Here is a 12,585-nt window from a genome sequence, read left to right as displayed (position 1 = left end):
AGATAATGAAACTTGTTACCGGTAACGATTTATTTTGTTTCTATTAATACATCTTTACAAAAAAAGTGGGGGAGGATATAATTTAATTACGAAACCGATTGCGTTAAGAGGCACTTAACGTAATTGAATTAAGAAAGGTGAATAAAATGAAAAAATTATTAAGTTTTGAGTTTTGGCAAAAATTTGGTAAAGCCTTAATGGTTGTTATCGCAGTTATGCCAGCAGCAGGATTAATGATTAGTATTGGTAAATCCATTCCACTAATCAATCCAGATATGGGCATGTTAGTTACGACAGGTGGTGTTGTTGAAAACATCGGTTGGGCAATTATTGGAAATCTTCATTTACTATTTGCATTAGCCATCGGTGGTAGCTGGGCGAAAGATAAAGCAGGTGGTGCATTTGCCGCTGGTATCTCTTTTGTTTTAATTAACCGTATTACAGGATCAATTTTTGGTGTAACAAGCGACATGTTAAGTAATCCTGACGCTTACACACATACTTTATTTGGTACTAAAATCATGGTTAAAGGTTTCTTTACAAGTGTTTTAGAAGCACCAGCCTTAAACATGGGTGTTTTTGTTGGTATTATTGCCGGTTTTGTTGGGGCAATGGCTTTCAACAAATATTACAACTATCGTAAATTACCAGATGCGTTATCATTCTTTAATGGTAAACGTTTTGTCCCATTTGTTGTTATCCTTTGGTCAGTTCTAGTGTCATTCGCATTAGCAATCATTTGGCCATTTATCCAATCAGGAATTAACAACTTTGGTTTATGGATTGCAACAAGTCAAGACACAGCACCAATCTTAGCACCATTCCTATACGGAACATTAGAGCGTTTATTATTACCATTTGGTTTACACCATATGTTAACAATTCCTATTAACTACACACAACTTGGTGGTACTTATGAAATTCTTTCAGGTGCACAAGCTGGGACAATGGTTTACGGTCAAGATCCATTATGGTTAGCATGGGCAACGGACTTATTAAACTTGAAACAATCAGGTGACATGAGCCAATATAACCATGTTTTAACAAGCTTCACACCAGCACGTTTCAAAGTTGGTCAAATGATTGGTTCTTCAGGTATTTTAATGGGGATGGCGTATGCAATGTATAAAAACGTTGACGCTGACAAAAAACCTCAATATAAATCAATGTATTTCTCAGCAGCACTTGCAGTATTCTTAACAGGGGTAACAGAACCTCTAGAATTTATGTTCATGTTTGTCGCAATGCCTTTATACGGTGTTTATGCTGTAATTCAAGGGTTAGCATTTGCTATGGCAGATATTATTAACTTACGTATTCACTCATTCGGTAACATTGAGTTATTAACAAGATTACCAATTTCAATTAAAGCTGGACTAGGTATGGATATTGTTAACTTTGTGATTTGTACGGTTGTCTTTGGAGTAGGTACTTACTTCTTAGCTAACTTCTTAATCAAGAAATTTAACTTTGGAACACCAGGACGTAATGGAAACTATGAAGTAGATATGGCAACTGATACTGCAGCACCAAGTACAGATGCTTCAGGCATTAGCCAACAAGTCATTGATGTCATCAACCTTTTAGGTGGTAAAGAAAATATCGATGATGTGGATGCTTGTATGACGCGTTTACGTGTTTCAGTCAATGACCGTGGTTTAGTTGGTAGTGAAGAAGCATGGAAAAAATGTGGTGCAATGGGCTTAATCATTAAAGATAATGGTGTTCAAGCAGTTTATGGACCTAAAGCGGATATCTTAAAATCAGATATTCAAGATGCATTAGATGCCAATATCGAAATTCCAAAATCAAACTTCGATAATGCAGCAAAAGAAGAAGTTGTAACAGAAACAAGTGCGTTAAACAAAACAGTTGAATTATTAGCTGTTGCTGAAGGTGAAGTTATTTCAATTGAAGAAGTTCAAGATGAAGTATTCTCACAAAAAATGATGGGTGACGGATTTGGTGTTATCCCAACAAGTGGTGAAGTCGTTTCACCAGTAGCAGCAAAAGTTATGACAGTATTCCCTTCAAAACATGCCATTGGTTTAGTCACAGAAGATGGCTTAGAAATCTTAGTTCACATGGGCTTAGACACAGTTGAGATGGAAAACTCAGCCTTTGATGTGGTTGTCAAAGAAGGCGACACATTAGCAGCAGGTGAATTATTAGCAAAAGCTGATTGGGATGCCGTTAAAAAAGCAGGCAAAGGCACAACAATTGTGGTAATATTTACCAATAGCGATAAATTACAATCATTAACATTAGACCAAGTCGGACAACAAACAAAAGCTAGTGTGGTTGGAAAAGTTAGTTTGTAAATAAGGGTGATAGAAAAGTCGTTTTGCTCTGAGTAACTGGAGTGAAAAGCTGAATTTACCCCGCCAATGATCAAAATCATGTATAAGAAAAGGCTATGGCACGATGCCTAGTCTTTTTCTTTTGAATAGGAAGGATATAAAATGAAAGTTATTAGTTTAAACACCCATAGTTGGATTGAAGAAAATCCTTTAGAGAAATTAGTTCAAATAGGGGATTTTATTTTAAAGGAAGGAGCAGAAATCATTGCTCTTCAAGAAGTGAATCAAAGAATTTCAGCTGAAGCGATTAACCCAGATGAATTTTATTGTTCATATGAAGGAGCAGAAGTTGAGATTAAAGCAGATAATTTTGCTAAATTGTTAGTTGATTATCTAAAAGAGAAGGGGCAAACTTTTTATTGGGGTTGGACATGTAGCCATATTGGTTATGATATTTATGATGAAGGTTCTGCTATCCTATCAAAATATCCTTTTGAAGCAGAGAGCTTGCTTGTTTCTCCTACAAAAGATAGAACAGATTATCATACCCGCCGAATTTTACTCGCTCATTTAAATCAAGAAAAGTTAACTGTAGGAAGTTGCCATTATTCATGGTATTCAGAAGATCCTGACGAAGGTTTTATCTATGAATGGAATCAACTATTAGAAAATACGCAAAAAGTGACTCATCAAGTTTTGTTATTAGGTGATTTTAATGCACCTGCTCATCTCGAAGGAGAAGGCTATTCTTTAGTTAGTCAAACATTCTCAGATGTTTACCATTTAGCTAAAGAGAAAAAGGGCGAGTTTACAGTAGAAAGTAACATTGATGGTTGGGCAGATAATAAAGAGCGATTACGAATTGATTTTGGATTTGTTAAGCAACAGGTCGAAGTAGCGTCTTATGAAGTTATTTTTAATGGTGTAACAGGACCTGTTGTGAGTGATCACTTTGGTATTTTATTAGACATGAAACTGTAAGAGGAGAGAGTATATGAGTGTAACGATTAAAGATGTTGCGAAAGAAGTTGGTGTGGCACCTTCAACTGTTTCAAGAACTTTAAAAGATCATCCAAGTATTTCTCAAGAAACAAAAGAAAAAGTTCGTAAGGCCATGGATAAGCTAGGTTATGTGCCGAATGTTTCAGCACAAAATTTAGCCAATAAGTATGTGGATACCATCGGAATTATTTTACCTGTGATTGGTTCAAAAGAAAGAAAGAGTAATCCCTTCTATCTAGAAATTATAACAGCGATGAACGAAGAAGCCAGTAAACAAAAAGTGACGATTTCGGTTGCTTCAGCCCCAACGCAAGAAGAGTTGTTAGCCAATGTGGAACTCATGTACCGTCAAAAACGAGTGGATGGTTTTATCTTACTTTACGTAGAAGAAGACGACATGGTTCTTGATTATCTCGTTAAAAACAAAGTGCCATTCACTATGATTGGTCAACCTTACAAATACTTTAATGAAACAAGTTGTGTGGATAATGATAACCAGTTGCTAGGATATACAGCCACGAAGCATTTACTTGATAAAGGACATACAAAAATTGTCTTCACAACCAACAATCAAAAAGAAAACTTCTTTAAAGAGCGCTTCTTTGGTTATCAAAAATGCTTAATGGAAGAAAATTTAGAGATGTATCAAGCGATGCCTTTAATTGAGCCAGAAAGTTATTTAGCCTTTGACAAATTTTTAAAGGAAGAAAAACCAACAGCATGTATCGCCATTGATGACATGTTTGCTTTAAGATTAATTCAAATGATCAACTTATCAGGTTACAAAGTGCCTGATGATATTTCAGTGATTAGTTTTAATAATTCAGTTTTCACTACATTGTTACATCCTTATATCACGTCGATTGATGTAAATGCGACCCAATTAGGAAAAACAGCTGTGGAAGAATTCTTAACTCAGTTGAAAGAACCCACAGAATTGAAAAAAAGAGTGATTATTCCTCATATGTTGATTGAGAATGAAACGGTGATGAAGATAAAGTAGTTTGAGAGAATTTACTAAATATTGTATAGTTTATACATAAAGAAGTGTTGTGTATCAATGCCAAAGAGGACTAGCGTGCAGGCTAATCCTCTTTTTTTACGTTCCGCCAGTTACTCAGAGCTAAGCGGATTTTTCACCACTCTAGTGTAGTCCGGGTTCAAAAGGCAGCTCCTTCGGTAACTTCAAAAACTAGAAACAATCCGAAAAGCGTGGATTATTTCTAGTTTCTTCCAGTTACTCAGAGCTGTACGCCTTTTTCACCACTCTAGTGTGTAACACAGTATAATTAGTGTGCAATCAGTAAAGGACTATGCCAATTGTAGAAAGCGTTTTAAGAGTTGGCACGATGATTGCATATAGTAAGGTATCAGATAACTTACTGATAAAAATAAAAATTTTTAGGGGGAGTTTTTAATGGATGGATTTGTCAAATTCATGGAAGCAAAATTTATACCTGTTGCTTCAAAAATTGGGGCACAACGTCATTTAGTAGCGATTCGTGATTCATTTATGGTAACAATGCCACTAATGATTCTTGGTGCGTTAGCAGTAATGATTAATAACCTGCCAATCCAATTTTTCCAAGATTTCATGAACAGTATTTTCGGTGGCGAAGCTTGGAAAGGTTTCGGTGGTAGTGTTTGGAACGGAACATTTGCAATTATTTCAGTGGCAATTGCCTTTTTAGTAGCATATAACTTAGCAACAGGATACGGAAAAGATGGTGTAGCATCTGGGATTGTATCTTTAGGTTCATTCTTTGCTTTAGGTGGCGCGACAGGGATGGCTTCAACAGGTCTTTTTATCGCTTTAATCGTCGCTATCGTTTCAGCAGAATTATTTGTTCGCTTAATTGGGAATGAAAAATTAGTGATTAAAATGCCTGAGGGTGTTCCACCAGCTGTGGCAAAATCTTTTGCTTCTTTACTACCAGCTATGATTATTATTAGTTTATTTGGTTTAGTAGCTGCTATTTTTGCTGCTTTTGGTGTAACAGATATTGTTGCCTCATTCTATGCAGCAGTCCAAGAGCCGTTTATGGGACTAGCTAATACTTATCCATCAGCACTTTTAATTGCTTTTATTACACCGTTCTTATGGTTCTTTGGTTTACATGGTGCTAATATGATTGATCCGTTTTTACAAACAATCAATATACCAGCAATCGATGCTAACGCATTAGCAGTATCAGCAGGAGAAAAAGCACCTTATATCGTTAACAAACCATTTATTGATTCTTTTGTAAACTTAGGTGGAACAGGTGCAACATTAGGATTAATTATTGCTATCTTTTTAGTAGGAAGAAAGCATAAATCTTTCATGATGGTTAATAAATTAAGTGCAGGACCTGGTTTGTTCAATATTAATGAGCCAATGCTATTTGGTTTACCAATTGTATTAAACCCAATTATGTTTATTCCGTTTATTTTAGTACCAATGATTTTAGTAACAACAGCGTACTTCTCAACTAAAATGGGCATTGTACCAGTTGCAACGGTTATCCCACCTTGGGTAACACCTCCAATTTTAGGAGGCTTAATTGCAACAGCAAGTTTCAAAGGCGCTATCTTAGCGGCCGTTAACTTATTAATTTCAATCGTCATCTACATTCCATTTGTAAAAATTAGTGTGATTCAAGAATTGAAAAAAGAAGCTAATATTTAAAAAAATCATCTCACTCGACAGTTATTTCGGGTGAGATGATTTTTTACTTTGGAAATAAAATTCGGGATTGTAAGAGATATTTTTTATCATATTGAATACTCAGCTTTTGACAAAATCTTTGAATGTCTTTTTCATCAAGGGGCAGACTATTTAACAATGCTTGAAACTTTTCTTTTTCTTCTGATGTGGCACTTTTTTTGAAATAGCCCCAAACATGTTGGTAGGCATTGGTTAGAGAACCTTTTGTAGGTGGTGTTTGTTCTGCTCGTAAGATCGATTCGTTAAACTTTTTTTCTAAATCATCATTATTAGTCGAAAACAATTGTCTAATATATAAGTATTCTTTTTGTGAATGTGACATGATAAAGTATTTTTGATACGCCCATTCTTTTTCAAGTGTTTGCTTCATAATCAAATACCTCCACTTTTTTATTAAAAGTATTATATAATAAAACTATCACAAGATGAAATGAAAGGGATATTTAGATAATGAACTACCGAGAAATATTAGATTTCTGGTTTAAAGAAGCCACACCAGCACAACATTTTAAAAAAGATGATAACTTTGACGCGTTAATCAAGGAGCGTTTTTTAGAATTACACACTAAAGTAGCGCAAGGTGAATATGCAGAGTGGCGCCAAACAGTTCACGGACGACTTGCTGAGATTATTGTGTTAGATCAGTTTTCTAGGAATCTATTTAGAGATAAAAAAGAATCTTTTACTTTTGATGGCATGGCGCTTATTTTAGCCCAAGAAGCCATTGCAACAGGTAAGTTAGATCAATTAACTGTGAATGAAAGAGGCTTTTTGTATATGCCTTTTATGCATTCGGAATCTGTCAAAATTCATGAAGAGGCACTGCTCTTATTTTCAGAGGAAGGTTTAGAAAATCAGCTTGATTTTGAAAAGCGTCATTTTGAGATTATCAAACGTTTTTCAAGATATCCACATAGAAATGAGATTTTAGATAGAGAGTCAACCCAAGAAGAAATCACGTTTTTAAAGGAACCAGGTTCATCTTTTTAAAAGAGTAAAAAGGATTTAGTTAGGAGTTTATGATGAAGTATATTAGAGAGAATTTTATTAAGACGTGGGCGTTTATTGGAGAAGCTAAGTCCTATTTTAGAGATGTTTTATTGATGCATGGGTTTTTAATGTTTATTCTGAACCCATTTTTACTAAGTGCCACTCGCTTTATTTTGAGACAAGGGAACGTGGCTTATGTGTCTTATGACAATATAGGCATGATTGCCAAAGACCATCCTTTTGTATTTTTAGGATTGATTACCATGATGCTACTCTTAGTGGTCGCCGTCTTTTTTGAATTTACGTTTTTACTTTTGAGTATTTATTTTATTCAAATCAGACAACCAATTTCATTGAAACAGTTAATCAAAGGGACCTTATTACAACTTAAGAAAATTAAACCAGGAACACTATTATTTTTCCTTTTTTATTTTTTCTTAGTTTTACCGATTAGTGGCATTAAGTTTAATTCAGAGTTATTAACGAAATTTAAAATCCCCGTCTTTTTATTGGATTTTATTTTTGAGAACCGAATTATCTTTGTGGCGTTATTTGTACTATTCTATCTTTTACTTATCTATTTAGCGATTCGCTTTATTTTTGCCTTACCAGAGATGATTTTAAAAGATCGTAAATTTAAGGATTCGGTTAGATTTAGTTGGAATGAAACAAAAGGTAATTTTATTAAAATATTGAGTCAATTTTTAGTGGTAATGGGAACCTTTGTTGGACTAAGTGGGATATCTTATGCACTGATTATTTTTGTACAGTACTTAGTGGAAGAGAATATTCCGCAATATGCACTAGGAACAGCAATCGTTTTAATGACCACCTTGCAAATGGTTTGGTTACTAAATTTAATTCTATCTACTGTGGGTATTTTCTTTGTTACTATCGACTATATGGCGCAAGGAGACTTCTTGCCAGCTCGTCCTTCATGGTTTGAAGAAGAAGAAAAAAGAGAAACAAGAAAAATTATCAAAGGGTTAAAATATGCAGGCACTTTCGTATTAGTTCTTTGTGTGGCTGTCGTTGTGGGAACTTTTAATGAAGATTTTTTAAGTAACCCATCTACGACAAGACCGATTACCGTTTCCCATAGAGGTGTGGATAATGCTAATGGGGTTCAAAATTCGATAGCAGCACTTAAAAAAACGAGTCAAGACACACATCCAGACTACATTGAAATGGATATTCAAGAAACCAAAGATCATCAATTTGTGGTCTATCATGATTTTAATTTGAAGGGTTTAACAGGCGTTAAGAAGAAACCTTATGAACTAAACCTGAAAGAATTAACTGAAATCACTGTTCACGAAAACGGTATGGAAGAAAAGATTGCTTCTTTTGATGAGTATTTAGCAGAAGCTAATCGTCAGAATCAAAAGCTAATGATTGAAATTAAACCGACTAAAAATGATAGTCCAGAGATGATTGATAATTTCTTAGCGAAGTACAAAGCAGATATTTTGGAACATGGGCATATTATTCAGTCCTTATCTTTTGATATTGTAGAGGAACTTAAAAAGAAAGAGCCTAAGATCGTGGTTGGTTACATTATGCCGTTTAGTGTGGCTGGACCACCAGAAGGAGAAATGGATTTCTTTACCTTAGAATATACGACCTTAAATTCAAGTTTTATTAATACAGCCAACGCAGAAGGTAAGGATGTGTACGCATGGACGCCTAATGACGAAGAAACGATGACACGAATGATGTTCTACGGAATTGATGGGATTATTACAGACCAGATGGACATGTTAAATAGTACATTGGTTGATGAAACACAAATAACCTATTCAGATAAACTACTCTATTTTGTGATTGGAATGGGTTAAAGATATGGAGGAAGAGATGAAAGTCGTTATTTTTGATGTAGATGATACTCTTTATGATCAGATAGTTCCTTTTGAAGAGGCGTTACAAGTAAGTTTACCTCATGCAAGTCAAGAGCTTAAAAAAGAGTTAAAATCTCTTTATATTCGCTTTCGCTATTACAGTGATAAGGTGTTTCACTTAACTGAAGAGGGGACTCTTTCTTTAGAGGAGATGCGCGTTTACCGAATCCAAGAAGCATTAAAAGATTTTGGGATAAGTATCACTAATAAAGAGGCGGAGGATTTCCAACAAGCTTACCGAGATAACCAAGGGAAATTAGTAATGAAGCCTGAGATGACGAGGCTGATGAATGAATTATTGGCTCTGGATATTGATTTAGGTATTTTAACTAATGGACCAACTGAGCATCAAAAAGCTAAGTTGGAACAATTAGGAATAGCTAGTTTAATCTCGAGTGAAACTATTTTTATTTCAGGTGAAGTTGGTCTAGCCAAACCTAGCCGAGAAATTTTTAAGCATATTGAGACGAAGTTAGGTAAACGTAGTGAGCAATTTATCTACATTGGGGATTCCTACGAGAACGATGTGGTTGGTGCTAAATCATCTGATTGGCAATGTATTTGGTTAAATAAATACGAAAAAGATATCAGAGAAGAAGTCATTCAACCAGATATTGAATTAGTAGACTATACACAAATTCGCCAAGTACTTTTGGAAATGATCAAATAAAAAAACGTCAACAGATACGAAGGAAATATATACCTTCATCTGTTGGCGTTTTTATCTCATTACTTAGTCCATTCAGCTACTTTTTTAGGATTTGCTTCAATCCATTCTTTAGCAGCATCTTCTGGAGAAGTTCCGTTATTCACTTTTAACATCACTTCTTCAATATCTTTGGTTTCCCAATTGAATTTTTCTATGATTTTATAAGCGTCTGGTTGATCTTCTTTTAACCCTTTACGAGCAATTGTATTAATTGATTCTGCGTCCCCATAGATTTTTTAGGATCTTCTAGATATTTTAAATCATATTTTGAAAACATCCAGTGAGGTGACCAACCTGTAATAACGATGGGTTCTTTGTTTTTAATGGCTTGATCTAATGTAACCACCATAGCACCAGATGATGAAGTTTCTAATTTCCAATCACTTAGATTAGAATAATCAGACATCGTTCTTTCAGCCGCAGAAACGACACCAGCACCAGGTTCGATCCCCGTAATTACTTTACCAGCTTCGTCTTTCAAGTCATCAATACTATCCACATCCATATAGCTAGGAACAACTAAGCCGACTTTTGCGCCTTCAAGGTTAGTTCCTAAAAGATCGATTGAATCTTTATATTGTTTAAATTGAGCCTCATGAGTACTTGGCAACCAAGCAGAGACCATAGCATCTGATTCACCTTTAGCAACAGATTCCCACATGATCGCATTATCAAGAGGTGTCATATTAACTTTGAAACCTTGTTGTTTTAAAACTTCACCTAAAACGTGTGTTGAAGCAACTTCTGAATCCCATTCAACATAAGTTAAATTAATGGTGTTGTCTTTGCTGTTTTTATTGGCAAAAATTGAACTAACAACCGACCCACCGATTAATAAAATAACTGCAGTTGAAGCAATGATAATTTTTCTTTTTTTAGCTTCTTTTGAAACAACTTTCTTTTCAGCTAGCTGTTTTGGTTTATTTAAGTGTTGGGTAAAACGATCAATAATAATCGCTAAGATAACCAAAGCAACACCATTCACAAAACCATTACCGACTTGAGCACGTTGTAAAGCTGATAAAACACCACGTCCAAGACCAGGAGCACCAATCATTGATGCAATGACTACCATTGATAGTGATAACATCGTTGTTTGATTAATTCCTGCTAAAATTGTGTTTTTAGCAAGAGGTAATTCTAGTTTGAATAATTTTTGTTTCCCAGTTCCACCAAAAGAATCACTCGCTTCAACGAGTTCTTTAGGCACTTGTCGAATCCCTAAATTGGTAAAACGAACGGTTGGAGGTAAGGCGAAAATCACTGAGGCAAATACCCCAGGAACCATTCCAATTCCAAAGAAAGCAACTGCCGGAATCAAGTAAACAAACCCTGGCATTGTCTGCATGAAATCAAGAATTGGTGTAATAATTTTTTGAGCTGTCTCATTTTTAGCCATTAAAATTCCTAATGGTACCCCAATAATAATCGAGATCACACTAGATATTAAAACAAGGGTCAATGTATTCATTAAATCTGTCCATAGTCCTTGATTTAAAATAAAGGCTAAGCCAAAGAATGTAAAAGAGGTTAAGCCCCATTTTTTATTAGAAACAAAGAAGGCTGCGACTGTTAATAATAAAATAAACACGATTGGCGGGATGAATAATAAGCCATTGGTTATCCCGTCCATGATATTTTGTCCTAAGACTTGAATAAAGGAGAAGAGACCTGAAAAGGTATCTGTTGTCCAAGCAGTGATAGACTCCACCCAATCAGCGACAGGTATTTTTGAAACGAGTAATAGGTTATTCATGTGATTCTCCTTCCTCAGTTTGGTCACTTGTACCAGTTAAGGCTTCGATAACGCGACCGCGAATAATAACGCCAAGCAAACGGTCATTTTCAACAACTGCAAGTGGCATTGGTGAGTCATAAATAATATTGAAAATGTCACTGACTAGCATGTCTTTTGGAACGGTAGTCACTTCTTCAGTCATAACTTCCTCTAAAGACAAGCCTTTCTTTCTAGCACGATGGGCGTTGTCAGCGGTAATATAACCTTTCAGTTGACGCTTTTTGTTGACGGCAAGTAACATACTCACTTCTTCGTTACGCATTCTTTGAAGAGCCACGTTTGGTCCGTCTAATTCAATATTAGTTGTTAAAGCTGGTACCATAATATTGTTGGCAGTTAAGACTTTCGAGCGATCCACATCTTCCACAAATTCACGTACGTAGTCATTAGCAGGGTTCGTTAGAATTTCTTCACCTGTTCCAATCTGCATAATTTGACCGTCCTTCATCAGCGCAATTCTGTCCCCAATACGAAGGGCTTCGTTTAAATCATGAGTGATAAAAATAATTGTCTTTTGCACATTTGCTTGGAGATCAATTAACTCATCTTGCATTTCTCTTCTGATTAAAGGATCAAGAGCTGAGAAAGCCTCATCCATTAATAAAATTTCAGGATCATTGGCTAAGGCACGTGCTAAACCTACACGTTGTTGCATCCCACCTGAAAGTTGACCTGGGTATTGGTCTTTAAAAGAAATTAAACCTGAATTTTCTAAAGCTTTTTCAGCACGTTGGGTTCTTTCTTCTTTAGAAATACCACGAACTTCTAAACCAAATTCGGTATTTTCTAAAATTGTTCGATGAGGGAAGAGACCAAAGTTTTGGAAAACCATGCTCATTTTGTGTCTTCTGACTTCTCTCAATTCATCTTTATCCATTTTGGCAATGTCTTTGCCGTCGATATAAATATCACCAGATGTTGGTTCGATGAGGCGATTGATTAAGCGGATAAGTGTCGATTTACCACTTCCTGATAGCCCCATAATAACGAAGATTTCACCTTCATTCACATCAAAATTAGTATCGTATACACCAACAGTGGCACCTGTTTTTTCAAGGATTTCAGTTTTTGGTCGTTGCTCTTGAATCATTTTAAGAGCTGCTTGACTTCTCTTACCAAAAACTTTAGTTAAATTTTTGACTTGAACTTTTACCATTATATTAGCTCCTTTTTGATTTTTT

9 protein-coding genes and 1 pseudogene are annotated in these 12,585 nt (G+C 35.3%); 7 read left to right on the top strand and 3 right to left on the bottom strand.

Annotation, left to right across the window (positions count from 1 at the left end; genetic code table 11):
- The first annotated feature begins 146 nt into the window (after positions 1-146).
- From G7082_RS01765 to G7082_RS01750, 4 genes are all read left to right on the top strand, one after another.
- Positions 147-2,321 carry a PTS transporter subunit IIBC gene (locus G7082_RS01765; protein ID WP_166033455.1) on the top strand — a complete coding sequence of 725 codons (2,175 nt, stop codon included), beginning with the start codon at positions 147-149 and terminating at the stop codon, positions 2,319-2,321.
- Between the two features lie 141 nt (positions 2,322-2,462).
- Positions 2,463-3,281: an endonuclease/exonuclease/phosphatase family protein gene (locus G7082_RS01760; protein ID WP_166033454.1), complete on the top strand. Its 819-nt coding sequence runs from the start codon at positions 2,463-2,465 to the stop codon at positions 3,279-3,281.
- Positions 3,282-3,294: 13 nt separating this feature from the next.
- The gene (locus G7082_RS01755; RefSeq protein ID WP_166033453.1) at positions 3,295-4,305 is read left to right on the top strand and encodes a LacI family DNA-binding transcriptional regulator; all 1,011 of its coding nucleotides are present in this window, start codon (positions 3,295-3,297) and stop codon (positions 4,303-4,305) included.
- 414 nt (positions 4,306-4,719) lie between these two features.
- On the top strand, positions 4,720-5,970 hold the full coding sequence (locus G7082_RS01750; RefSeq protein ID WP_166033452.1) for a PTS sugar transporter subunit IIC: 1,251 nt from the start codon (positions 4,720-4,722) through the stop codon (positions 5,968-5,970).
- Between the two features lie 43 nt (positions 5,971-6,013).
- Here the strand turns inward: G7082_RS01750 and G7082_RS01745 are convergent, their stop codons facing one another.
- On the bottom strand, positions 6,014-6,379 hold the full coding sequence (locus G7082_RS01745; protein WP_166033451.1) for a YbgA family protein: 366 nt from the start codon (positions 6,377-6,379) through the stop codon (positions 6,014-6,016).
- Between the two features lie 80 nt (positions 6,380-6,459).
- Between G7082_RS01745 and G7082_RS01740 the strand changes: the two genes are divergently transcribed.
- From G7082_RS01740 to G7082_RS01730, 3 genes are read left to right on the top strand one after another with little or no spacing between them, the layout of a single operon-like run.
- On the top strand, positions 6,460-6,999 hold the full coding sequence (locus tag G7082_RS01740) for a DUF924 family protein (protein WP_166033450.1): 540 nt from the start codon (positions 6,460-6,462) through the stop codon (positions 6,997-6,999).
- Between the two features lie 32 nt (positions 7,000-7,031).
- Positions 7,032-8,837, top strand: a complete 1,806-nt coding sequence (locus G7082_RS01735) for a glycerophosphoryl diester phosphodiesterase membrane domain-containing protein (protein ID WP_166033449.1) — start codon at positions 7,032-7,034, stop codon at positions 8,835-8,837.
- A 16-nt stretch (positions 8,838-8,853) separates the two neighbouring features.
- Entirely contained in the window at positions 8,854-9,567 is a 714-nt protein-coding gene (locus tag G7082_RS01730) for an HAD family hydrolase (protein WP_166033448.1), read from the top strand.
- A gap of 59 nt (positions 9,568-9,626) precedes the next feature.
- Here the strand turns inward: G7082_RS01730 and G7082_RS01725 are convergent.
- Positions 9,627-11,362 (bottom strand): annotated as a pseudogene (locus G7082_RS01725) (ABC transporter permease/substrate binding protein).
- The gene (locus G7082_RS01720; protein ID WP_166033447.1) at positions 11,355-12,560 is read right to left on the bottom strand and encodes a quaternary amine ABC transporter ATP-binding protein; all 1,206 of its coding nucleotides are present in this window, start codon (positions 12,558-12,560) and stop codon (positions 11,355-11,357) included. The pseudogene G7082_RS01725 and the gene G7082_RS01720 overlap by 8 nt, the downstream one beginning before the upstream one ends.
- Positions 12,561-12,585 lie beyond the last annotated feature (25 nt).

The organism is Vagococcus hydrophili, from assembly GCF_011304195.1.
GTDB lineage: Bacteria > Bacillota > Bacilli > Lactobacillales > Vagococcaceae > Vagococcus > Vagococcus hydrophili.
This window is presented reverse-complemented; position numbering and strand designations above follow the sequence as displayed.